We start from the raw sequence: 20401 nt of genomic DNA on the forward strand, positions 1-20401 counted from the left end.
AGCTAAGGAAGGTGTACGTTATTCGACGATTCACCTTCCTAGTTATAAAAAATTATTAGACACATAGAGGAGGAATTCAGAATGGGTAAAGAAAAATTCGACCGTTCTAAACCGCACGTTAACGTTGGTACAATTGGCCACGTCGACCACGGTAAAACAACTTTAACAGCAGCTATCTCAGCTGTACTTGCAAAATCACAAGGTAAAGCTGCAACTAAGTTTGACCAAATCGATGGTGCTCCAGAAGAGCGCGAGCGCGGTATCACTATCGCAACAGCTCACATCGAGTACGAAACAGAAAAACGCCACTATGCACACGTTGACTGCCCAGGTCACGCTGACTATGTTAAAAACATGATCACTGGTGCTGCACAAATGGACGGCGCGATCCTCGTTGTTTCTGCAACTGACGGTCCAATGCCACAAACACGTGAGCACATCTTGCTTTCACGTCAAGTAGGTGTTCCTTTCATCGTAGTATTCATGAACAAAGTCGACATGGTTGACGACGAAGAGCTTCTTGAACTCGTTGAAATGGAAATCCGCGAACTTCTTTCTGAGTATGACTTCCCAGGCGATGACCTCCCAGTTATCCAAGGATCTGCTCTCGGCGCGCTTAACGGCGAAGCTAAATGGGAAGAAAAAATCATGGAACTCATGACAGCTGTTGATGAGTACATCCCTGAGCCAACTCGCGACACTGAAAAAGACTTCATGATGCCAGTTGAGGATGTTTTCTCAATCACTGGTCGTGGTACAGTAGCTACTGGCCGCGTTGAGCGTGGAGTTCTTAAAGTCAACGACGAGATCGAAATCGTTGGTCTTCACGAAGAAACTAAAAAATCAGTATGTACTGGTGTAGAGATGTTCCGTAAGCTTCTTGACTATGCTGAAGCTGGCGACAACATCGGAGCTCTTCTTCGTGGTGTATCACGTGACGACATCGAGCGTGGACAAGTTCTCGCGAAACCAAACACAATCACACCGCACAAAACTTTCAAAGCGCAAGTTTACATCCTTTCAAAAGAAGAGGGTGGCCGTCACACGCCATTCTTCGGTAACTACCGTCCACAGTTCTACTTCCGTACAACTGACGTAACTGGTATGTGCCAACTTCCTGAAGGTACTGAAATGGTTATGCCTGGGGACAACATCGAATTGACTGTTGAACTCATCGCACCAATCGCTCTTGAAAAAGAAACTCGTTTCTCAATCCGTGAAGGTGGCCGTACAGTAGGCGCTGGATCAGTTACAGAAATCGTTGAGTAATTTTTAAGCAAAAAGGTCTTCCGTCTCCCGTGACGGAAGACCTTTTTTTGTTTTCTGAAAAACAGTCTTGCAACATGGTCAGACATCTTATATACTGAGGAAAGTGTTTGTGCGAGTGGTGAGAGACTTGAAAACAAGTTCTAATTTATTTTGCTTGCATTCTTGCTTGGAATTAAGTAAACTAGAATATGTTGGTCACAAACACAACGCGATGAAGCGGGAGGTTATGACACACCAGGCGGCATTGCCATGGCTAGTGTGGAAATTTCCGCGGAGAATGTCTATTTACGAAATAGGCGAAAAGGAGGGAAACAACATGGCAAATGAAAAAATTCGGATCCGTTTGAAAGCATACGATCACCGCGTGCTTGATCAATCGGCTGAGAAAATTGTCGACACAGCAAAACGTTCTGGTGCTACTGTATCTGGACCGATCCCACTCCCAACGGAGAAAGCGATCTACACAGTACTTCGTGCCGTTCACAAGTACAAAGATGCTCGTGAGCAGTTCGAAATGCGTACACACAAACGTTTGATCGACATCGTTAACCCAACACCGAAAACAGTTGATGCGCTTATGCGTCTTGAACTTCCATCGGGCGTTGACATTGAAATCAAACTTTAATTTTTCTTCTATAAATAGTTGATACTAGCCAGAAGATCAAAATCATTCAATATTAGGAGGTGTATCTCATGGCTAAAGGAATCTTAGGAACTAAACTCGGTATGACACAAATCTTCAACGAGTCAGGCGAAGTAGTACCAGTTACTGTCGTTTCAGTAGAAGGTAACGTTGTTCTTCAATTGAAGACAATGGAAGTGGACGGTTACGAAGCAGTCCAACTCGGCTTTGGTGATATCAAAGAAGGTCGTCAAAACAAACCGCAAAAAGGTCACGCTGCGAAAGCAAGTGCGACACCTAAGCGCTTCATTAAAGAAATCCGTACATCTGTAACAGATTTCGAAATCGGTCAAGAGATTAAAGCAGATACTTTCGCTGCAGGCGAAATGGTTGATGTAACAGGTACGTCGAAAGGTAAAGGTTTCGCTGGAGCAATCAAGCGTCACAACCAATCACGTGGTCCAATGGCTCACGGTTCGCGTTACCACCGTCGCCCAGGTTCAATGGGTCCTGTCGCTCCAAACCGTGTATTCAAAGGGAAATTGCTCCCAGGACGCATGGGTGGAGAACAAATCACTGTTCAAAACCTTGAAATCGTAAAAGTTGATGTAGAACGTGGCTTACTCCTCGTCAAGGGTGCTATCCCAGGCGCGCGTAAGAGCCAAGTTGTCGTCAAAACTGCGGTTAAAGGCAACTAATCCGTTTGCAAGGAAAGGAGGAATAACGAATGCCTAAAGTAGCTTTGCTTAACCAAACAGGTACACAAGTTGGAGATATTGAGCTCGCAGATGCCGTTTTCGGAATCGAGCCAAACGAAGCAGTCGTATACGATGCAATCGTCATGCAACAAGCTTCACGTCGCCAAGGTACACATGATACAAAAGGTCGCTCGGAAGTTCGCGGTGGCGGCCGTAAACCATGGAAACAAAAAGGTACTGGTCGTGCACGCCAAGGTTCGATCCGTTCGCCACAATGGGTTGGCGGTGGAACAGTCTTCGGTCCAACACCACGTTCGTACGCTTATAAACTTCCTAAAAAGGTTCGTCGTCTCGCATTACGTTCAGCACTTTCTTCGAAAGTCGCTAACAACGAGTTCATCGTTCTTGAAGGTTTGACAATCGATGCTCCGAAAACAAAAGATATGATTTCGGTCTTCGCTGCTCTTTCAATCGAACGTAAAGTTCTTGTCGTTACTGCTGATTACAACGAGACAGTCGTTCTTTCAACACGCAACATTCCTGGTGTCACAGTCGTTGACGCTGCTGGAGTAAACGTCCTTGATCTTGTCGGACACGACAAAGTCATCTTCACGAAGGATGCAGTTGCGAGAGTAGAGGAGGTGCTTGCATAATGGCACATACACACGACATTATCAAACGTCCTGTAATTACTGAACGCTCAGTGAACCAAATGGCTGAGAAAAAGTACACGTTCGAAGTAGACGTGAAGGCATCTAAGACTCAAATCAAAGATGCTGTTGAAGCGATCTTCGGCGTTAAAGTTGAAAAAATCAACACACTTATCTCAAAACCAAAAGCAAAACGCGTAGGTCGTCACGCTGGTTACACAGCACGCCGCAAAAAAGCGGTCGTCACGCTTACTGCAGATAGCAAAGAACTCGATTACCTCGGTTAATCGGTACTCTGTAGAAAAGGAGGGAACTCTCGATGGGAATTAAAAAGTTTAAACCGACCACTAACGGTCGTCGTAACATGACTGCACTCGACTTTGCTGAAATTACGGCTTCACGTCCTGAAAAATCGTTAACTGAAAAGCTTTCGAAAAAGGGCGGACGTAACAACCAAGGTCGCTTGACAGTACGTCACCAAGGTGGCGGACACAAACGTAAATACCGTATCATCGACTTCAAACGTAACAAGGATGGCATCGCTGGCCGTATCGCTACAATCGAGTACGATCCGAACCGCTCTGCAAACATCGCTCTTGTACACTACATCGATGGTGAAAAACGCTACATCCTCGCACCTAAAGGATTGAAAGTTGACATGCAAATCATGTCAGGAGCAGAAGCTGACATTAAAGTCGGTAACGCTCTTCCACTTGTAAACATCCCAGTTGGTACGTTGATCCACAACATCGAACTTAAGCCTGGTAAAGGTGGTCAGCTCGTTCGTTCAGCTGGTACTTCTGCTCAGCTTCTCGGTAAAGATGGTAAATACGCGATTGTTCGTCTTCAATCAGGCGAAACACGTATGATCCTTGCTACTTGCCGTGCTACAATCGGCGCTGTCGGTAATGAAGAGCATGAGCTCGTCAATATCGGTAAAGCTGGTCGTTCACGCTGGCTCGGAAAACGTCCTACAGTTCGTGGTTCTGTAATGAACCCAGTTGATCACCCACACGGTGGTGGTGAAGGACGTGCTCCAATCGGTCGTTCGGGCCCACTTACTCCTTGGGGTAAACCGGCACTCGGATACAAAACTCGTAAGAAAAACAAAGCGAGCGATAAATACATCGTCCGCCGTTCTAAAAAATAATTACGTGATTTCTGAACGGTTCGTAGGAACCGTTCCTGAATCATGCCAAAGGGAGGTACAACTATGGGTCGCAGCTTGAAAAAAGGTCCATTTGCAGATCACCATTTGCTCGCTAAGGTTGATAAAGCCAACGAAGCTGGTGACAAGCATGTTATCAAAACTTGGTCACGCCGCTCGACAATCTTCCCAGAGTTCATCGGTCACACGATCGCTGTCTACGATGGTCGTAAACACGTACCGGTTTACGTGACAGAAGATATGGTCGGTCACAAACTTGGTGAATTCGCGCCAACTCGTTCTTATAAAGGACATGCTGGTAACGATAAGAAGACGAAACGTTAATCTGAGGGGAGGTACTCATTATGCAATCAAAAGCATCGGCTAATATGGTTCGCATTGCTCCTCGTAAGGCACGTCTCGTAGTAGACTTAATCCGCGGGAAGCAAATCGGCGAAGCTCTTTCGATTCTTGCTTACACGAACAAGGCAGCAACGCCAATCGTTGAAAAAGCATTGAAATCGGCAATCGCGAACGCTGAGCACAACTTCGACATGAACATCGAAAACCTCGTAGTAACAGAGGCTTACGTCAACGAAGGTCCAACGCTCAAACGTTTCCGCCCACGTGCAATGGGTCGCGCAAGCCGTATCAACAAACGTACGAGCCACGTTCACATCGTGGTATCTGAAAAATAAGGAGGGATTACCGTGGGTCAGAAGATTAACCCAACTGGTCTTCGCGTAGGTATCATCAAAGACTGGGAATCACGTTGGTTCGCAGATAAAGACTATGCTGATCTCCTTCATGAAGACTACGTAGTTCGTGAATATATCGAAAAACGTCTTAAAGACGCTAGTGTTTCTAAAATTGAAATCGAGCGCGCTGCAAACCGCTTGAACATTTCACTTCACACTGCTAAACCTGGTATGGTTATCGGTAAAGGCGGTTCTGAAATCGAAACACTTCGTACAGACATCACTAACCTTGCAAAAGGCAAACGCGTTCACGTTAACGTCGTTGAAGTGAAAAACCCGGATGCAGTTGCTAAACTTGTCGCTGAAAACATCGCTCGCCAACTTGAAGGCCGCGTATCTTTCCGTCGTGCAATGAAGCAATCAATCCAACGTTCTATGCGTTCAGGTATCAAAGGAATCAAGACTGAAGTTTCTGGTCGTCTTGGTGGCGCTGATATCGCTCGTTCAGAGAAGTATTCAGAAGGAACAGTTCCACTTCATACACTCCGTGCAGACATCGATTACGGTACTGCTGAAGCTGATACAACTTACGGCAAAATTGGCGTAAAAGTATGGCTCCACCACGGTGAAGTGCTTCCTACTAAAAAAGCAGCATCTAACGAACAATAATCCACATCCGTCTAGGGAAGGAGGCAACACAACATGTTGTTACCAAAACGTGTAAAATATCGTCGTGTTCACCGCGGCAACATGCGTGGTAAAGCGAAACGTGGTACTACAGTACACTTCGGCGAGTTCGGTATCCAAGCTCAAGAAGCTAGCTGGATCACTAGCCGTCAAATCGAATCAGCGCGTATCGCGATGACTCGTTATATGAAACGTGGTGGTAAAGTGTGGATCAAGATTTTCCCACATAAACCATACACTAAAAAACCTCTTGAAGTCCGAATGGGTTCAGGTAAAGGTGCTCCGGAGGGCTGGGTTGCAGTCGTTAAACCGGGGAAAGTAATGTTCGAAATCGCAGGAGTATCGGAAGAGATCGCACGCGAAGCTCTCCGTCTTGCATCACACAAACTTCCAGTAAAATGTAAGTTCGTAAAACGTGAAGAAAATGGTGGTGATACGAATGAAAGCAACTGATCTCCGTCAGCAAACTACAGAAGAGCTCAACGGTAAAGTCGGTTCGTGGAAAGAAGAGTTGTTCAACCTTCGTTTCCAACTCGCGACTGGTCAGCTTGAGAACCCTGCTCGTATCCGTGAAGTGCGCAAGTCGATTGCACGCGCGAAAACCGTTCTTCGTGAACGCGAACTCGGCATCAACAACGCATAATTCACTCGGATTCTGAGAGGAGGAACACTCAATGGAACGCACTAACAACCGCAAAGTATTAACTGGACGCGTCGTATCTGACAAAATGGATAAAACGATCGTTGTTTCAGTTGAGACTAAAGTAAAGCACAAGCTCTACGGCAAACGCGTAAACTACTCTAAGAAGTATAAAACGCATGATGAAAGCAACACAGCTAAAATCGGTGATGTTGTACGCATTCAAGAAACACGTCCACTTTCTAAGGACAAACGTTTCCGTCTCGTAGAAGTCGTCGAAAAAGCAGTAATCATCTAAACTCTAATTAGTTCGGATGAATAAACATCCGGAGGGAGGTACAATCGTATGATTCAACAAGAATCTCGCTTGAAAGTAGCAGACAACTCAGGAGCTCGTGAAGTCTTGACGATCAAAGTCCTCGGTGGATCTGGTCGCAAAACTGCTAACATCGGTGACGTAATTGTTTGCACAGTTAAACAAGCAACACCAGGTGGCGTTGTCAAAAAAGGTGAAGTTGTACGCGCAGTAGTCGTTCGTACTAAACGTGGCGTTCGTCGTAAAGACGGTTCGTACATCCGTTTTGACGAAAATGCAGCAGTCATCATCAAAGATGATAAAAGCCCACGTGGCACACGTATCTTCGGACCAGTCGCACGCGAACTTCGTGAAAAAGACTTCATGAAGATCGTCTCGTTGGCACCGGAAGTACTTTAATTCCAAAGAATTCCTACAAGGAGGTGCTCTAACGATGCATGTCAAAAAAGGTGATAAAGTTCAGGTTATGACTGGTAAAGATAAAGGCAAACAAGGCGTTATTCTTACTGCTATGCCTAAAAAAGATCGCGTTATCGTCGAAGGCGTTAACATGATCAAAAAACACACAAAACCTTCTCAACTTAACCCGCAAGGCGGAATTGTCGAGAAAGAAGCACCGATTCACGTATCGAACGTTATGCTCATCGACCCTAAGACAGGAACTCCAACACGCGTTGGTTTCACTGTGGTTGACGGCAAGAAAGTACGTATCGCTAAAAAATCGGGCGAAGCTTTAGATAAATAAGAAGATTTAAAGAAAGGAGGTCCACTTTCTGATGAACCGTTTAAAAGCTAAATACCAAGACGAAATCGTCAAAGTAATGATGGAGAAATTCAACTATACTTCTGTAATGCAAGCGCCGAAAGTCGATAAGATCGTAATCAACATGGGTGTTGGTGACGCTGTTACGAACACGAAAGCACTTGACATGGCAGTAGAAGAGCTTCAGCTCCTCACTGGTCAGAAGCCACTCATCACGAAAGCTAAGAAATCAATCGCTGGTTTCAAACTTCGTGAAGGTATGCCAATCGGTGCGAAGGTTACACTTCGCGGAGAGCGCATGTTCGAATTCCTCGACAAGTTGATCAACGTGTCACTTCCACGTGTACGTGACTTCCGTGGTGTATCGAAGAAATCATTCGATGGCCGTGGTAACTACACGCTAGGCGTGAAGGAACAATTGATCTTCCCAGAGATCGACTACGATCGCGTATCTAAAGTCCGTGGTATGGACATCGTTATCGTAACTACTGCTAATACGGATGAAGAGTCTCGTGAGCTTCTCACAGCACTCGGCATGCCATTCCAAAAATAAGGGAGGCCGCACACATGGCTAAGAAATCAATGATCGCACGTGAAGTAAAACGCCAAGCACTCGTAGAGCGCTACGCTGAACAACGCGCAGAATTGAAAGCACAAGGCGACTACATCGGCTTGAGCAAACTCCCACGTAACTCTTCAGCGGTTCGTTTACACAACCGTTGCAGTATCACTGGCCGTCCACACGGTTACATTGGTAAATTCGGTATCAGCCGTATTAAGTTCCGTGATCTTGCTCATAAAGGTCAAATCCCTGGTGTTAAAAAAGCAAGCTGGTAATTCATTAAAGTTGTGAAAGGAGGTACATCGCATGGTTATGACAGATCCGATTGCAGATATGCTTACACGCATTCGTAATGCAAACATGGTTCGCCATGAGAAGTTGGAAATGCCAGCTTCTACAATCAAACGTGAAGTCGCTGAAATCCTCAAACGTGAAGGTTTCATCCGCGATGTTGAATATCTCGAGGACAGCAAACAAGGTACGCTCCGCGTATTCCTTAAGTATGGCGCAAGCAACGAACGCGTTATCACTGGACTCAAACGTATCTCGAAACCAGGTCTTCGCGTTTACGCGAAAGCTGATGAAATCCCGAAAGTACTCGGTGGTCTCGGAATCGCTATCGTTTCAACATCTAAAGGTGTTATGACAGACAAAGAAGCTCGCCAACAAAAAGTCGGCGGCGAAGTGATCGCATACATCTGGTAATTCACGCATAAAAAGAACGGAGGTGTCTTAAATGTCACGTATTGGTAAAAAGCCGGTCGTTATCCCAGCAGGCGTTACAGTAACAGTTGAAAACAGCACAGTTACAGTAAAAGGTCCTAAAGGTGAACTCACACGTGAGTTCAACCCGACTATGGCTATCAACGTAGAAGGTAATGAATTGACTGTCGTTCGTCCAAACGACGAAAAGGCTAACCGTACAATTCACGGAACGACTCGTGCGCTTATCGCGAACATGGTCGAAGGTGTAAACAACGGTTTTGCTAAGACACTTGATATCCAAGGTGTTGGTTACCGTGCTCAAAAGCAAGGTAACAAAATCGTACTCAACCTCGGTTACTCACACCCAATCGAGTACACTCCGGAACAAGGCATTGAAGTCGAAGTTCCTACGAATACGCAAATCATCATCCGCGGAATCAACAAAGAGCGTGTTGGACACGTTGCTGCATTGATTCGTTCGTACCGTCAACCTGAGCCGTACAAAGGTAAAGGAATTCGTTACAGTGATGAAGTCGTTCGTCGTAAAGAAGGTAAAACAGGTAAGTAATTCGTTGATACGAATTGACCGGAAAGGAGTGGCATAAATGATCTCAAAGGCAGACAAAAACGCTACGCGTAAAAAGCGTCATGGTCGTGTACGTCGTACAATCATCGGGACTGCAACACGTCCACGCATGAACGTATTCCGTTCGAACAAGAACATTTACGTACAAGTCATTGACGATGCAACACATGCAACACTCGCATCTGCATCATCACTCGATCTTGAAAAAGGCAACACAGCTGACGCTGCAACAGCAGTCGGTAAGCTCGCAGCTGAACGCGCTCTTGAAAAAGGTATTGAAACAGTCGTTTTCGACCGTGGAGGATATCTCTATCATGGACGTATCAAAGCTGTAGCTGAAGCAGCTCGTGAAGCTGGTCTCAAATTCTAATAGAAAAGGAGGGAACCTCTACATGCGCCAGTTAGAAATTAACATGGATCAACTCGAAGAACGCGTTGTTACTGTAAACCGCGTCGCGAAAGTAGTAAAAGGTGGCCGTCGCTTCCGTTTTGCTGCACTCGTCGTCGTAGGTGACAAGAATGGTCACGTAGGTTTCGGTACGGGTAAAGCTCAGGAAGTGCCTGAAGCGATCCGTAAAGCAATCGAAGATGCAAAGAAAAACATGGTTAACGTCCCAATCGTTAACACTACAATTCCACACGAAATCAACGGAATTTTCGGTGCAGGTCACGTCTTCTTGAAACCTGCTTCTGAAGGTACTGGAGTCATCGCTGGTGGCCCAGTTCGTGCGGTTCTCGAATTAGCGGGAATCAACGACATTCTTTCGAAATCACTTGGATCAAGCACTCCAATCAACATGGTTCGTGCGACTGTTAAAGGTCTCACTTCACTTAAACGTGCTGAAGACGTTGCGAAACTCCGCGGTAAAACCGTCGAAGAACTTCGCGGTTAAGAAAGGGAGGGAATACAGATGGCGAAACTCGCAGTTACCCTCACACGCAGCATGATCGGTCGTCCGGAGAACCAACGCGTTACTACTCGTACGCTTGGTCTCCGTAAGATGCACCAAACGGTTGTCGTACCTGACAACGCTGCTATGCGTGGGATGATTAACCACGTGTCACACTTATTGACAGTTAAAGAAATTCAAGAGTAATAGAACGATATAATTTTATGAGGAGGTGCCCCACTATGAAACTCCATGAATTGAAACCAGCTGCTGGTTCACGTTCAGAACGCAACCGTGTAGGTCGCGGTATGTCTTCTGGTAACGGTAAGACTTCTGGCCGTGGTCACAAAGGTCAAAAAGCTCGTTCAGGCGGTGGTGTTCGTCCAGGTTTCGAAGGTGGACAAAACCCACTTTTCCGTCGTTTACCAAAACGCGGCTTCAACAACCCGACTCGTAAAGAGTTCGCGGTTATCAACCTTGACACACTTAACCGTTTTGAAGAAGGAACTGAAGTAACTCCTGAACTTCTTATCGAGACTCGCGCAGTCAAAGGTATGAAAGACGGCGTTAAGATCCTTTCAAACGGCAAGATTGAAAAGAAACTGACAGTAAAAGCTCACAAGTTCTCCGAAGCTGCGAAGCAAGCGATCGAAGCTGCCGGCGGTACGGTTGAGGTGATCTAATGTTTCAAGCGATCTCCAATATGTGGCGCGTAGCCGACATCCGTCGGCGCATTCTCTTTACCTTGGCCCTGATTATCGTGTTCCGGATCGGAGCGCATATCCCAGTGCCGATGGTAAACACTGAAGTATTCAAGATTGACGAGAATGGTATTCTCGGATTCTTGAACTCCTTCGGCGGGAATGCTTTGCAGAATTTCTCACTCTTTGCGATGGGAATCATGCCGTATATTACGGCCTCGATCGTTGTCCAACTCTTACAGATGGACGTTGTTCCAAAGTTTGCCGAATGGGCAAAACAAGGAGAGGCGGGCCGTAAGAAGTTAGCAACGGTAACGCGCTATGGAACGATCGTACTCGGCTTAGTCCAAGCGTTTGGAATCGCGCTTGGATTTAACCGTATCTATCCAGGTCTTGTCAATGAAGATTTTGGCACCTGGACGTACGTTATGATTGCACTTGTTTTGACGGCTGGTACAGCGTTCTTGATGTTCCTCGGTGAACTCATTACGGAGAAGGGCATTGGTAACGGGATATCAATGATCATCTTCGCTGGGATTGTCGCAGGCTTCCCGAACGCGTTCCGCCAGATTTACGAAACAAAGCTCCAAAATGCAGGGGATGCTTTGTTCGTCAATGTGCTTTATATCGTACTGTTGCTTTTAATCATCATTGCGGTCATCGTCGGTGTCATCTATGTGCAGCAAGCTGCACGTAAGATTCCGATTCAGTACGCTAAGCGTACGGTGAACCGTGCGCCAGTAGGCGGCCAATCGACACACTTGCCGATGAAGCTGAATGCTGCTGGTGTTATCCCAGTTATCTTCGCGGTATCGTTCATGGTGACTCCACCAACGATTGCAAGTTTCTTTGCGAGTCCGGAAAACGCGACGAAAATTCGTGACATCTTCGACTATACGAGTCCAATCGGAATGTCGATTTATGTTGCATTGATCATCGCCTTCTCGTACTTCTACACATTCGTTCAGGTCAACCCGGAACAAATGGCAGAGAACCTTCAAAAACAAGGCGGGTACATTCCTGGTATCCGTCCTGGTAAGCAAACGGAACAATACATCACGAAGATCCTCTATCGTCTGACATTCTTCGGTTCGCTCTTCCTTGCTGTCATCGCGGTAACGCCAACGTTCTTTATTAAGTTCGCTGGTTTACCGAACTCGGTGCAAATTGGTGGAACAAGCTTGCTGATTGTCATCGGTGTAGGTCTTGAGACGATGAAACAGATTGAAAGTCAACTGGTTAAACGACACTACAAAGGCTTTATCCGATAAGGCGGGAGGAAGGGGACCATCCCTTTCCTTTCTGTTGTGTCTATAGAGTCTATAGAAGTGGAGGCTACCGACATGAATCTTGTATTGATGGGCTTGCCGGGTGCTGGAAAAGGGACGCAGGCTGCGAAAATTATCGAAGACTACGCCATTCCACACATCTCGACAGGCGACATGTTCCGCGCGGCGATCAAAGATCAAACACCGCTCGGGCAGGAAGCGAAATCGTACATGGATAAAGGGGAACTCGTTCCGGATGAAGTCACAATCGGCATCGTACGTGAACGTCTCGCCAAAGAAGACTGTGCAAATGGTTTTCTTCTTGACGGTTTCCCACGCACAGTGAAACAAGCAGATGCTCTTGAAGCATTACTTGCGGATCTTAACAAACAAATCGATCACGTCATTCACATCGGTGTCAACCCGGAGAAACTTGTCCCTCGTTTGACAGGCCGCCGGATTTGCCCGACATGTGGAGCAACGTATCACGTCATCTATAACCCACCAAAAGTGGAAGGTGTCTGTGATATCGACGGATCAGCACTTGTTCAACGTGAAGATGATCAAGAAGAAACGGTTCGCCGTCGTCTTGAAGTCAACGTCGCGCAAGCGCAACCTTTGATTGACTTTTACGCTGAAAAAGGGTATCTTCGTAATTTGGACGGTGATCGTCCGATTAATGAAGTTTACTCCGATGTTCAAGCACTTCTTGGTGGTCAGTAATGATCATTACGAAAGCGCCGCGTGAAATCGACATTATGCGTAAGGCAGGACAAATCGTCGCTCGGACGCATAAGGCGCTTAAAGCTCACATTCGTCCAGGCATCACGACGGGGCAACTCGACGCGATCGCTGAACGTTATATTCGAAGTCAAGGGGCAACACCATCGTTTAAAGGTTATAATGGGTTTACTGGTAGCATCTGCGCATCAGTAAATGAAGAACTTGTCCATGGTATTCCGGGTGACCGCGTACTCCACGATGGAGACATCATCTCGATTGATATCGGGGCGGAGTATAATGGATATCACGGAGATTCAGCCTGGACATATCCGGTCGGTACAATCTCTGAAGAGACAAAGCAGTTACTTGACGTAACTGAAGAATCTCTGTATAAAGGATTGGAGCGCGCCAAAGCTGGTGTGCACCTGACAGATATTTCGCATGCGATTCAGTCACATGTCGAAGCAGCGAATTTTTCTGTAGTCCGCGAATATGTGGGCCACGGCGTGGGACAAAATTTGCATGAAGATCCGCAAATCCCACATTATGGACCACCGGGGAAAGGGCCGCGCCTGAAAACCGGCATGACACTGGCGATTGAGCCAATGGTCAACGTCGGGAAACGCTATGTTCGCACACTATCCGACAATTGGACGGTAGTGACAGTGGACGGTAGCATGTGCGCCCACTTTGAGCACACCATCGCCATCACAGACGACGGCTACGAGATCTTAACGGTCGATGCAGAGTGAGCTGTGCGCGTTATTGGTGTCACCTTTCTATAAGCCGCTATCCACTCGTGTTTGTGACCGATGATCTCTCAACGGCTACTGTAGAAAGCCCCTAAGCGCTACAAATCGTCTGGGCTCCCAATCAACTTTATAGAGAAAGGGGTATAATTGATGGCGAAACAAGATGTAATCGAAGTGGAAGGTACGGTTATCGAACCACTTCCAAATGCGATGTTTAAGGTGGAGTTAGAAAACGGCCACACGGTCCTCGCGCACGTCTCAGGAAAAATTCGGATGCACTTCATTCGGATCTTACCAGGAGATAAAGTAACAGTTGAGTTGTCACCATACGACTTAACTCGCGGACGGATCACATACCGTTTCAAATAAAAACTCCGATTTTTTCAGGAGGAGGTATTCACAATGAAAGTAAGACCTTCGGTTAAACCGATCTGTGAAAAGTGTAAAGTTATCCGCCGTAAAGGCAAAGTAATGGTTATTTGCGAAAACCCTAAGCATAAACAAAAACAAGGGTAATTAAACAAGGAGGTGCACACATGGCACGTATTGCTGGTGTAGATATTCCACGTGAGAAACGCATCGTTATCTCACTCACTTACATCTATGGTGTTGGTAAAACGACTGCTCAGAAAGTCTTGAAAGAAGCTGGTATCTCTGAAGATACTCGTACTCGTGAATTGACTGAAGAACAACTCAACCAACTTCGTGATGGTTTAGATAAAGTAAAAGTTGAGGGTGACCTTCGTCGTGAAATCTCACTCAACATCAAACGTTTGATCGAAATCGGTTGCTACCGTGGTGTTCGTCACCGTCGTGGTCTTCCAGTTCGTGGTCAAAACACTAAAAACAACTCGCGTACTCGTAAAGGCCCACGCCGTACAGTAGCGAACAAGAAGAAGTAAGGGAGGGTAAACTAATATGGCAAAACGTAAACAGAACGTTCGTAGTAAACGTAAAGTCAAAAAGAATATTGAGTCTGGTATCGTGCATATCCGTTCAACATTCAACAACACAATCGTTACGATCACTGATGTGCAAGGGAATGCAATCTCTTGGGCAACTGCAGGTAACATGGGCTTCAAAGGCTCACGTAAATCGACTCCATTCGCAGCACAACTTGCTTCTGAAACAGCTGCAAAAACTGCAATGGACAACGGTATGCGTACTGTAGAAGTCAACGTTAAAGGTCCTGGTGCAGGTCGTGAAGCTGCTATCCGTGCGCTTCAAGCAATCGGTCTCGAAGTTACAGCGATCCGTGACGTAACTCCAGTTCCACACAACGGTTGCCGCCCTCCAAAACGTCGTCGCGTGTAACCCGTCTTGTACTGCAAAGCGGGAAATCGAGTAGACTTTTGTTGATCGTTTGACCAAATCAAGCAGTAGACACGTACACGAGACGGTTGGCGATTGAACGCGATGGCCAACAGGACGATATTCAAGGAGGGGTTCAGATGATCGAAATCGAAAAACCGAAGATTGAAACGGTCGAATTAAGCGAAAACGCTACGTTTGGTAAATTCGTAGTAGAACCGCTTGAGCGTGGATTCGGTACAACGCTTGGTAACTCATTGCGTCGTATCCTATTATCTTCACTTCCGGGTGCTGCAGTCACTGCAGTCCAAATCGATGGCGTTCTTCATGAGTTCTCGACGATTGATGGCGTTGTAGAAGACGTTACCCAAATCATCTTGAACCTTAAGAAACTCGCCCTCAAAGTTTACTCGGAAGAAGAGAAAACACTTGAGATCGATATTCAAGGCGCTGGCGTTGTTACTGCGGCAAACATTACGCATGACAGCGACGTCGAAATCCTCAACCCAGAACTTCACATTGCAACACTTGCAGAAGGTGCATCACTTCATATGCGTCTGACAGCTCGTCGCGGTCGTGGGTATGTTCAGGCTGAAGATAACAAACGGGACGATATGCCAATCGGTGTGATCCCAATTGATTCGATTTACACGCCAATTCAACGTGTAAACTATCAAGTTGAAAAAACACGTGTCGGTCAAGATGCGAGCTTCGATAAATTGACGCTTGATGTTTGGACGGACGGTTCAATCCGCCCTGAAGAAGCAGTGTCACTCGGTGCGAAAATCATGACAGAACACTTAAACATCTTTGTTGGTCTTACGGACGAAGCGCTCCATGCCGAAATCATGGTCGAAAAGGAAGAAGATCAAAAAGAAAAAGTACTTGAAATGACGATCGAAGAACTCGATCTTTCAGTTCGTTCGTACAACTGTTTGAAACGCGCTGGTATCAATACGGTTCAAGAACTCGCGAATAAGAGCGAAGACGAGATGATGAAAGTTCGTAACCTCGGACGTAAATCACTCGAAGAAGTTCAAGCGAAGCTCGACGAACTCGGACTTGGTTTGCGTAAAGAAGACTAAAAACTATTAATTGCACGAAGGAGGGAATCCATCCATGGCATACTCGAAATTAGGCCGTACAAGCTCACAACGTAAGGCACTTTTGCGTGACCTTGCGACTGATCTCATCATCAATGAGCGTATCCAAACTACAGAACAAAAAGCGAAGGAACTTCGTCCAGTCGTTGAGAAACTCATCACTTTAGGTAAACGCGGTGATCTCCACGCTCGTCGTCAAGTTGCATCGTTCGTTCGCCGTGAAGCTGCTGGTCAAAACGCAGAGGGCAAAGCACAAGACGCGATCCAAAAATTATTCGCTGATGTTGCTCCACGTTTTGCTGAGCGTCAAGGTGGTTACACACGCATCATGAAAATGGGACCACGTCGTGGTGACGGCGCAGAAATGGTCATCATCGAACTCGTTTAATTTTTAAATGATTCGTTATAAAAGGGCAGTGCGTAACTCGCTTCTGCCCTTTTGTTACAAATGGAATTAATTGATTTGATGAAGGAGGAGTAGACATGACGAAGCTAATTGAACTGGATCACGTTACGTATCGGTATCCGGAACAGGAACAAGCTGCGTTACAAGATGTCTCTCTGACGATTCATTCTGGTGAATGGGTCGCCATCGTTGGACACAACGGCTCTGGAAAATCAACGCTGACTAAATTGTTTAATGGCTTGTTGCTTCCTGAATCAGGAACGGTGACCGTAGGCGAGACATTCTCGAGTGCGAATCCGGAGCAACTATGGGAGATGCGTCGGGCAATCGGCATCGTCTTTCAAAATCCAGATAATCAATTTGTTGGCACGACCGTGCGCGACGACGTGGCATTTGCCCTTGAAAATTGGGGTGTGCCACGCGAGGAAATGGTTCGTCGTATTGACGACAGTCTAGCGCGCGTTGGCCTTACGGATTTTGTTGATCGGGAACCCCATCAACTATCCGGCGGACAGAAGCAGCGTGTCGCAATTGCTTCGGCACTTGCGATGCGCCCTGATGTTCTCGTGCTTGATGAAGCAACATCGATGCTTGATCCACTCGCACGTGAAGAGGTTATGTCGACCGTTCAAGAATTATATGAACGACATCCGATGGCGGTAGTCGCCATTACACATGAATTAGACGAGGTCTTACAGGCCAGTCGTGTCATCGTGATGGATGCCGGGAAAATCGTATTAGAAGGTACACCTCAACAAGTCTTTGCGAAATCGGCGTTTCTCCAAGAAATCGGTCTCGATGTTCCTTTCATCGTTCGAGTTCAGGAGCAATTGCGGGCGCGAGGTCTCTCGTATGGGGACACGATACTAGATGAAAGTGAATTGGTGAACCGCTTATGCCAATCCTAATCCAGGAATTGAACTATACGTACCAACTTAATAGTCCGTTCGAACGAGTCGCGCTGCGTGATGTGAATCTTGAGATTCCGTCAGGGGCGCTTGTTGCGTTTGTAGGGCACACTGGGTCTGGGAAGTCGACGCTCGTCCAGCACATCAATGGATTGCTGAAACCGACGAGAGGAAAAGTCCAAGTCGATGACATCATCATTGAACCAAAACGAAAACAAGATTTAAAGGCACTACGAAAACGTGTCGGTCTCGTCTTTCAGTATCCTGAGTACCAGCTGTTTGAAGAAACAGTCTTAAAGGATGTCATGTTCGGTCCAATGAACTTCGGGCATGAGCAGGAAGAGGCGGAACGGCTCGCAAAAGAGGCATTACGCACAGTAGGGCTAGACGAAGTCTTCTGGTCCCGATCGCCGTTTGACTTGTCTGGTGGGCAAATGAGGCGTGTTGCGATCGCAGGCGTACTCGCTAGTCAACCAGACGTGTTGATCGTCGACGAACCGACCGCTGGACTCGATCCGCAAGGACGTAAGCAAATGCTGAGTCTTTTCGCCCGGCTTCATGCGGAAACGGGTTTGACATTACTCTTGATCACGCATGATATGGATCAAGTGCTCGAATATACGAATCGTGTCGTCGTCATGGAGCATGGACAAGTCGCGTATGATGGAGAGCCGATTGGATTATTCCAACAGGCGGAGCTGCTGAAGCAGTTCCATCTTGATCTTCCGCACGTCTTAGCACTTGCCTGGCCGGTGGCAGACCGACTCGGACTTTCGCGTCCGAACTTACGAACGGAACCGGAAGTCGTGGATTGGATTCTACAGGTACAGGGGGGACGTATATGATCGTCGGACAACATATTCCGGGTACGTCCTATCTTCATCGTTCTTCTGCGCTTGCAAAAATTATTTTTGCATTTTGTTTCATCCCGCTCGTGTTCCTCGCGAACAATGCAGCGACGAACATTTTTTTACTCATCTTTACGTTTTTAGCGTTAGCGAGTAGTAAATTGCCACTCCGCTACGTCTTGAAGGGCTTACGTCCGATTCTTTTCCTAATCGTCTTCACCTTCATCGTTCAACTGTTCTTTACGCGAGAAGGAACCGTCTTGTTCGAATTTGGATGGTTTAAAATTTATTCGGAAGGTCTGCGTCTCGCCATCATCGTCTCGCTCCGCTTCTTCTATTTGGTCTCGATCACGACACTCGTCACCTTGACGACGTCACCGATCGAGCTGACAGATGCAATTGAGTTGCTTTTGAAGCCATTCAAGGTCGTCCGCGTTCCGACGCATGAGATTGCCTTGATGCTCTCGATTTCGCTGCGGTTCTTACCGACACTGGCAGAAGAGACGGAGAAGATCATGAAAGCACAGCAGGCACGTGGTGTTGATTTAGCGGCAGGACCGATTAAAGAGCGTCTGCGGGCAATCATCCCACTTTTGATTCCATTGTTCATCTCGGCCTTTAAGCGGGCAGAGGACCTCGCGATTGCGATGGAAGCACGCGGCTACCGTGGGGGAGAAGGACGGACGCGTCTTCGGGAATCGAAATGGACGGCACGTGATACCGGTTTGATGGGTCTCCTCGTCGTCGTCGCGCTCCTGCTTGTTTACTTACGGGGAGGTTTCTGATGCGACGTTTTAAATGTACGATTCAATATGACGGGACGGGTTACTCTGGTTACCAAGTCCAACCGAATGGTGTAACGATCCAGGAGGTCGTCGAGAAGACGCTTGCGCGGATGCACAAGCACCCGGTCAAGGTGATTGGATCAGGGCGTACAGACGCTCGTGTGCACGCACAGGGGCAAGTCATCCATTTCGATACGGAACTTGCGATTGCGCCGGACAGCATGGTCAAGGCCTTAAATACGTTATTACCGGACGATATTCGTGTCCGGGACTGTAAAGAGGTCGCTTCTGACTTCGAAGCAAGGTATGATGTAGTGGGGAAAGAGTACCGGTACTTCGTACGCCGGACCGAAGATGCGTTTCGACGTCATCAATCGGTATTGATTCCGTACGCGCTTGATCTCGACGTGATGCGTCAAGCGATGACGTATTTAGTCGGCACCCATGATTTCAGTTCGTTTTGTGTCGCGAAGACGGAAACGGATAATCGAATCCGGACGATTTATGAAGCGGAGTTGATTGAGTACGGGGAAGAGCTAATCTTTCGGTTTAAAGGAAGCGGTTTTCTTTATAATCAGATTCGTATCATGGTCGGGACTTTGTTTGATGTCGGACGCGGACGTTTTGCCGCTACGGACATCAAGAAGATGCTTGCCGCGAAGGATCGAAACGTCGCTGGTGTGACGGCACCACCGCACGGGTTGTACCTTTGGGAAGTTTTCTACCCAGAGTCTAAAAAAGGCATTTGACATTAGCCGCTAAAAAACATACAATGTTTATTGGCATTTCATTTATTATGAAACCACAATCTTAGCCCCGTACACCTAAGATTCTGATAGATTCACACAGTGAATAAATGAAAAATCAAAAAAGAAACTTTTAAATTCCTTAGGAGGTATTTTACATGCGCACAACTTTCATGGCGAAAGCTACTGATGTAGAACGCAAATGGCTCCTTATCGACGCAGAAGGCAAAACACTCGGTCGTCTTTCGAGCGAAGTGGCTTCACTTCTCCGCGGTAAGCACAAACCTACGTTCACACCACACGTTGACTGTGGGGATCACGTTATCCTCATCAACGTTGAGAAAATCGTATTAACTGGTAACAAACTCGACAAAAAGGTCTACTACCGTCACTCTGGTCATCCAGGCGGCTTGAAGCAGACTGTCGCACGCGACTTACTCGCTAACAAACCTGAGCGTATGCTTGAACTCGCGATCAAAGGGATGCTTCCAAAAGGTAGCCTCGGTCGTCAAATGTTCAACAAACTCCACGTTTACGCTGGAGATACTCATAAGCAAGAAGCACAACAACCAGAAGTTTACGAACTTCGCGGTTAATACGAATTTAGGAGGAACTAC

The 20401-nt window shown here is 46.8% G+C and carries 36 protein-coding genes; all 36 read left to right on the forward strand.

The window, feature by feature from the left end:
- Positions 1-81 precede the first annotated feature (81 nt).
- Positions 82-1269, forward strand: coding sequence for an elongation factor Tu (gene tuf / locus A0126_RS00515; RefSeq protein WP_088836007.1), 1188 nt, complete (start codon positions 82-84; stop codon positions 1267-1269).
- A gap of 316 nt (positions 1270-1585) precedes the next feature.
- Complete coding sequence (rpsJ, locus tag A0126_RS00520) at positions 1586-1894, forward strand: 30S ribosomal protein S10 (protein ID WP_029332258.1); 309 nt, start codon at positions 1586-1588, stop codon at positions 1892-1894.
- A gap of 68 nt (positions 1895-1962) precedes the next feature.
- Positions 1963-2589 (forward strand): 50S ribosomal protein L3, encoded by a 627-nt coding sequence (gene rplC, locus A0126_RS00525; RefSeq protein ID WP_029332259.1) that lies wholly within the window; start codon positions 1963-1965, stop codon positions 2587-2589.
- Between the two features lie 29 nt (positions 2590-2618).
- Positions 2619-3242 (forward strand): 50S ribosomal protein L4, encoded by a 624-nt coding sequence (rplD, locus tag A0126_RS00530; RefSeq protein ID WP_029332260.1) that lies wholly within the window; start codon positions 2619-2621, stop codon positions 3240-3242.
- Complete coding sequence (gene rplW / locus A0126_RS00535) at positions 3242-3526, forward strand: 50S ribosomal protein L23 (RefSeq protein WP_029332261.1); 285 nt, start codon at positions 3242-3244, stop codon at positions 3524-3526. The genes rplD and rplW overlap by 1 nt, the downstream gene beginning before the upstream one ends.
- 32 nt (positions 3527-3558) lie before the next feature.
- Positions 3559-4389 carry a 50S ribosomal protein L2 gene (gene rplB / locus A0126_RS00540; RefSeq protein ID WP_029332262.1) on the forward strand — a complete coding sequence of 277 codons (831 nt, stop codon included), beginning with the start codon at positions 3559-3561 and terminating at the stop codon, positions 4387-4389.
- A gap of 63 nt (positions 4390-4452) precedes the next feature.
- A complete protein-coding gene (gene rpsS / locus A0126_RS00545) occupies positions 4453-4731 on the forward strand; it encodes a 30S ribosomal protein S19 (RefSeq protein WP_012369013.1) in 279 nt (92 codons plus the stop codon).
- 20 nt (positions 4732-4751) lie between these two features.
- On the forward strand, positions 4752-5084 hold the full coding sequence (rplV, locus tag A0126_RS00550) for a 50S ribosomal protein L22 (protein WP_029332264.1): 333 nt from the start codon (positions 4752-4754) through the stop codon (positions 5082-5084).
- 12 nt (positions 5085-5096) lie between these two features.
- Complete coding sequence (gene rpsC, locus A0126_RS00555; RefSeq protein ID WP_026834299.1) at positions 5097-5753, forward strand: 30S ribosomal protein S3; 657 nt, start codon at positions 5097-5099, stop codon at positions 5751-5753.
- Positions 5754-5786: 33 nt separating this feature from the next.
- Positions 5787-6224, forward strand: coding sequence for a 50S ribosomal protein L16 (rplP, locus tag A0126_RS00560; protein WP_012369016.1), 438 nt, complete (start codon positions 5787-5789; stop codon positions 6222-6224).
- On the forward strand, positions 6211-6414 hold the full coding sequence (gene rpmC, locus A0126_RS00565; protein ID WP_012369017.1) for a 50S ribosomal protein L29: 204 nt from the start codon (positions 6211-6213) through the stop codon (positions 6412-6414). The genes rplP and rpmC overlap by 14 nt, the downstream gene beginning before the upstream one ends.
- Positions 6415-6445: 31 nt before the next feature.
- Positions 6446-6709 carry a 30S ribosomal protein S17 gene (gene rpsQ, locus A0126_RS00570; protein WP_014969155.1) on the forward strand — a complete coding sequence of 88 codons (264 nt, stop codon included), beginning with the start codon at positions 6446-6448 and terminating at the stop codon, positions 6707-6709.
- Positions 6710-6757: 48 nt separating this feature from the next.
- Positions 6758-7126, forward strand: a complete 369-nt coding sequence (rplN, locus tag A0126_RS00575; RefSeq protein ID WP_012369019.1) for a 50S ribosomal protein L14 — start codon at positions 6758-6760, stop codon at positions 7124-7126.
- A gap of 34 nt (positions 7127-7160) precedes the next feature.
- Positions 7161-7472, forward strand: a complete 312-nt coding sequence (rplX, locus tag A0126_RS00580; RefSeq protein ID WP_029332265.1) for a 50S ribosomal protein L24 — start codon at positions 7161-7163, stop codon at positions 7470-7472.
- Between the two features lie 31 nt (positions 7473-7503).
- A complete protein-coding gene (gene rplE, locus A0126_RS00585) occupies positions 7504-8043 on the forward strand; it encodes a 50S ribosomal protein L5 (protein WP_029332266.1) in 540 nt (179 codons plus the stop codon).
- Between the two features lie 14 nt (positions 8044-8057).
- A complete protein-coding gene (gene rpsN / locus A0126_RS00590; RefSeq protein ID WP_012369022.1) occupies positions 8058-8327 on the forward strand; it encodes a 30S ribosomal protein S14 in 270 nt (89 codons plus the stop codon).
- A gap of 31 nt (positions 8328-8358) precedes the next feature.
- Positions 8359-8757 carry a 30S ribosomal protein S8 gene (gene rpsH / locus A0126_RS00595; RefSeq protein ID WP_012369023.1) on the forward strand — a complete coding sequence of 133 codons (399 nt, stop codon included), beginning with the start codon at positions 8359-8361 and terminating at the stop codon, positions 8755-8757.
- 31 nt (positions 8758-8788) lie between these two features.
- The gene (gene rplF, locus A0126_RS00600) at positions 8789-9325 is read left to right on the forward strand and encodes a 50S ribosomal protein L6 (RefSeq protein ID WP_029332267.1); all 537 of its coding nucleotides are present in this window, start codon (positions 8789-8791) and stop codon (positions 9323-9325) included.
- A gap of 37 nt (positions 9326-9362) precedes the next feature.
- Complete coding sequence (gene rplR / locus A0126_RS00605) at positions 9363-9713, forward strand: 50S ribosomal protein L18 (RefSeq protein WP_029332268.1); 351 nt, start codon at positions 9363-9365, stop codon at positions 9711-9713.
- A gap of 22 nt (positions 9714-9735) precedes the next feature.
- Positions 9736-10236, forward strand: coding sequence for a 30S ribosomal protein S5 (gene rpsE, locus A0126_RS00610; protein ID WP_012369026.1), 501 nt, complete (start codon positions 9736-9738; stop codon positions 10234-10236).
- Between the two features lie 18 nt (positions 10237-10254).
- Complete coding sequence (gene rpmD / locus A0126_RS00615) at positions 10255-10440, forward strand: 50S ribosomal protein L30 (RefSeq protein ID WP_012369027.1); 186 nt, start codon at positions 10255-10257, stop codon at positions 10438-10440.
- Between the two features lie 35 nt (positions 10441-10475).
- Entirely contained in the window at positions 10476-10916 is a 441-nt protein-coding gene (gene rplO / locus A0126_RS00620; protein WP_029332269.1) for a 50S ribosomal protein L15, read from the forward strand.
- Positions 10916-12205 carry a preprotein translocase subunit SecY gene (gene secY / locus A0126_RS00625; protein ID WP_088836008.1) on the forward strand — a complete coding sequence of 430 codons (1290 nt, stop codon included), beginning with the start codon at positions 10916-10918 and terminating at the stop codon, positions 12203-12205. The genes rplO and secY overlap by 1 nt, the downstream gene beginning before the upstream one ends.
- Positions 12206-12277: 72 nt before the next feature.
- Complete coding sequence (locus A0126_RS00630) at positions 12278-12925, forward strand: adenylate kinase (protein ID WP_026834297.1); 648 nt, start codon at positions 12278-12280, stop codon at positions 12923-12925.
- Complete coding sequence (gene map / locus A0126_RS00635) at positions 12925-13677, forward strand: type I methionyl aminopeptidase (RefSeq protein ID WP_088836009.1); 753 nt, start codon at positions 12925-12927, stop codon at positions 13675-13677. The genes A0126_RS00630 and map overlap by 1 nt, the downstream gene beginning before the upstream one ends.
- 150 nt (positions 13678-13827) lie before the next feature.
- Positions 13828-14046, forward strand: coding sequence for a translation initiation factor IF-1 (gene infA, locus A0126_RS00640; RefSeq protein WP_012369032.1), 219 nt, complete (start codon positions 13828-13830; stop codon positions 14044-14046).
- A gap of 33 nt (positions 14047-14079) precedes the next feature.
- Entirely contained in the window at positions 14080-14193 is a 114-nt protein-coding gene (gene rpmJ, locus A0126_RS00645) for a 50S ribosomal protein L36 (protein WP_003156543.1), read from the forward strand.
- 20 nt (positions 14194-14213) lie between these two features.
- Positions 14214-14579: a 30S ribosomal protein S13 gene (gene rpsM / locus A0126_RS00650; RefSeq protein ID WP_012369033.1), complete on the forward strand. Its 366-nt coding sequence runs from the start codon at positions 14214-14216 to the stop codon at positions 14577-14579.
- A 16-nt stretch (positions 14580-14595) separates the two neighbouring features.
- Positions 14596-14991, forward strand: a complete 396-nt coding sequence (gene rpsK / locus A0126_RS00655) for a 30S ribosomal protein S11 (RefSeq protein ID WP_029332272.1) — start codon at positions 14596-14598, stop codon at positions 14989-14991.
- A 137-nt stretch (positions 14992-15128) separates the two neighbouring features.
- Positions 15129-16073: a DNA-directed RNA polymerase subunit alpha gene (locus A0126_RS00660; RefSeq protein WP_029332273.1), complete on the forward strand. Its 945-nt coding sequence runs from the start codon at positions 15129-15131 to the stop codon at positions 16071-16073.
- Between the two features lie 34 nt (positions 16074-16107).
- Positions 16108-16479 carry a 50S ribosomal protein L17 gene (gene rplQ, locus A0126_RS00665; RefSeq protein ID WP_023466649.1) on the forward strand — a complete coding sequence of 124 codons (372 nt, stop codon included), beginning with the start codon at positions 16108-16110 and terminating at the stop codon, positions 16477-16479.
- Positions 16480-16574: 95 nt separating this feature from the next.
- A complete protein-coding gene (locus A0126_RS00670; RefSeq protein ID WP_088836010.1) occupies positions 16575-17405 on the forward strand; it encodes an energy-coupling factor ABC transporter ATP-binding protein in 831 nt (276 codons plus the stop codon).
- Positions 17393-18250 carry an energy-coupling factor transporter ATPase gene (locus A0126_RS00675; RefSeq protein WP_029332275.1) on the forward strand — a complete coding sequence of 286 codons (858 nt, stop codon included), beginning with the start codon at positions 17393-17395 and terminating at the stop codon, positions 18248-18250. The genes A0126_RS00670 and A0126_RS00675 overlap by 13 nt, the downstream gene beginning before the upstream one ends.
- Complete coding sequence (locus A0126_RS00680; protein WP_088836011.1) at positions 18247-19038, forward strand: energy-coupling factor transporter transmembrane component T family protein; 792 nt, start codon at positions 18247-18249, stop codon at positions 19036-19038. The genes A0126_RS00675 and A0126_RS00680 overlap by 4 nt, the downstream gene beginning before the upstream one ends.
- Positions 19038-19787 (forward strand): tRNA pseudouridine(38-40) synthase TruA, encoded by a 750-nt coding sequence (gene truA, locus A0126_RS00685; protein WP_029332277.1) that lies wholly within the window; start codon positions 19038-19040, stop codon positions 19785-19787. The genes A0126_RS00680 and truA overlap by 1 nt, the downstream gene beginning before the upstream one ends.
- Positions 19788-19942: 155 nt before the next feature.
- Positions 19943-20380, forward strand: coding sequence for a 50S ribosomal protein L13 (gene rplM, locus A0126_RS00690; RefSeq protein WP_012369041.1), 438 nt, complete (start codon positions 19943-19945; stop codon positions 20378-20380).
- Positions 20381-20401 lie beyond the last annotated feature (21 nt).

It is taken from the genome of Exiguobacterium sp. N4-1P (assembly GCF_002214325.1).

Bases quoted from the DNA above. Each gene is read 5' to 3' on its own strand.
- rplN (WP_012369019.1), top strand. From the start codon at position 6,758: ATGATTCAACAAGAATCTCGCTTGAAAGTAGCAGACAACTCAGGAGCT.
- rplO (WP_029332269.1), top strand. From the start codon at position 10,476: ATGAAACTCCATGAATTGAAACCAGCTGCTGGTTCACGTTCAGAACGC.
- rplB (WP_029332262.1), top strand. From the start codon at position 3,559: ATGGGAATTAAAAAGTTTAAACCGACCACTAACGGTCGTCGTAACATG.
- infA (WP_012369032.1), top strand. From the start codon at position 13,828: ATGGCGAAACAAGATGTAATCGAAGTGGAAGGTACGGTTATCGAACCA.
- rpsJ (WP_029332258.1), top strand. From the start codon at position 1,586: ATGGCAAATGAAAAAATTCGGATCCGTTTGAAAGCATACGATCACCGC.
- rplP (WP_012369016.1), top strand. From the start codon at position 5,787: ATGTTGTTACCAAAACGTGTAAAATATCGTCGTGTTCACCGCGGCAAC.
- A0126_RS00680 (WP_088836011.1), top strand. From the start codon at position 18,247: ATGATCGTCGGACAACATATTCCGGGTACGTCCTATCTTCATCGTTCT.
- A0126_RS00675 (WP_029332275.1), top strand. From the start codon at position 17,393: ATGCCAATCCTAATCCAGGAATTGAACTATACGTACCAACTTAATAGT.
- truA (WP_029332277.1), top strand. From the start codon at position 19,038: ATGCGACGTTTTAAATGTACGATTCAATATGACGGGACGGGTTACTCT.
- rplV (WP_029332264.1), top strand. From the start codon at position 4,752: ATGCAATCAAAAGCATCGGCTAATATGGTTCGCATTGCTCCTCGTAAG.
- A0126_RS00660 (WP_029332273.1), top strand. From the start codon at position 15,129: ATGATCGAAATCGAAAAACCGAAGATTGAAACGGTCGAATTAAGCGAA.
- A0126_RS00630 (WP_026834297.1), top strand. From the start codon at position 12,278: ATGAATCTTGTATTGATGGGCTTGCCGGGTGCTGGAAAAGGGACGCAG.
- map (WP_088836009.1), top strand. From the start codon at position 12,925: ATGATCATTACGAAAGCGCCGCGTGAAATCGACATTATGCGTAAGGCA.
- rplC (WP_029332259.1), top strand. From the start codon at position 1,963: ATGGCTAAAGGAATCTTAGGAACTAAACTCGGTATGACACAAATCTTC.
- rplX (WP_029332265.1), top strand. From the start codon at position 7,161: ATGCATGTCAAAAAAGGTGATAAAGTTCAGGTTATGACTGGTAAAGAT.
- rpmJ (WP_003156543.1), top strand. From the start codon at position 14,080: ATGAAAGTAAGACCTTCGGTTAAACCGATCTGTGAAAAGTGTAAAGTT.
- rplE (WP_029332266.1), top strand. From the start codon at position 7,504: ATGAACCGTTTAAAAGCTAAATACCAAGACGAAATCGTCAAAGTAATG.
- rpsQ (WP_014969155.1), top strand. From the start codon at position 6,446: ATGGAACGCACTAACAACCGCAAAGTATTAACTGGACGCGTCGTATCT.
- rpsM (WP_012369033.1), top strand. From the start codon at position 14,214: ATGGCACGTATTGCTGGTGTAGATATTCCACGTGAGAAACGCATCGTT.
- rplD (WP_029332260.1), top strand. From the start codon at position 2,619: ATGCCTAAAGTAGCTTTGCTTAACCAAACAGGTACACAAGTTGGAGAT.
- rplM (WP_012369041.1), top strand. From the start codon at position 19,943: ATGCGCACAACTTTCATGGCGAAAGCTACTGATGTAGAACGCAAATGG.
- rplW (WP_029332261.1), top strand. From the start codon at position 3,242: ATGGCACATACACACGACATTATCAAACGTCCTGTAATTACTGAACGC.
- rplQ (WP_023466649.1), top strand. From the start codon at position 16,108: ATGGCATACTCGAAATTAGGCCGTACAAGCTCACAACGTAAGGCACTT.
- rplR (WP_029332268.1), top strand. From the start codon at position 9,363: ATGATCTCAAAGGCAGACAAAAACGCTACGCGTAAAAAGCGTCATGGT.
- rpsN (WP_012369022.1), top strand. From the start codon at position 8,058: ATGGCTAAGAAATCAATGATCGCACGTGAAGTAAAACGCCAAGCACTC.
- rpsE (WP_012369026.1), top strand. From the start codon at position 9,736: ATGCGCCAGTTAGAAATTAACATGGATCAACTCGAAGAACGCGTTGTT.
- A0126_RS00670 (WP_088836010.1), top strand. From the start codon at position 16,575: ATGACGAAGCTAATTGAACTGGATCACGTTACGTATCGGTATCCGGAA.
- tuf (WP_088836007.1), top strand. From the start codon at position 82: ATGGGTAAAGAAAAATTCGACCGTTCTAAACCGCACGTTAACGTTGGT.
- rpsH (WP_012369023.1), top strand. From the start codon at position 8,359: ATGGTTATGACAGATCCGATTGCAGATATGCTTACACGCATTCGTAAT.
- rpmC (WP_012369017.1), top strand. From the start codon at position 6,211: ATGAAAGCAACTGATCTCCGTCAGCAAACTACAGAAGAGCTCAACGGT.
- rplF (WP_029332267.1), top strand. From the start codon at position 8,789: ATGTCACGTATTGGTAAAAAGCCGGTCGTTATCCCAGCAGGCGTTACA.
- rpsS (WP_012369013.1), top strand. From the start codon at position 4,453: ATGGGTCGCAGCTTGAAAAAAGGTCCATTTGCAGATCACCATTTGCTC.
- secY (WP_088836008.1), top strand. From the start codon at position 10,916: ATGTTTCAAGCGATCTCCAATATGTGGCGCGTAGCCGACATCCGTCGG.
- rpmD (WP_012369027.1), top strand. From the start codon at position 10,255: ATGGCGAAACTCGCAGTTACCCTCACACGCAGCATGATCGGTCGTCCG.
- rpsK (WP_029332272.1), top strand. From the start codon at position 14,596: ATGGCAAAACGTAAACAGAACGTTCGTAGTAAACGTAAAGTCAAAAAG.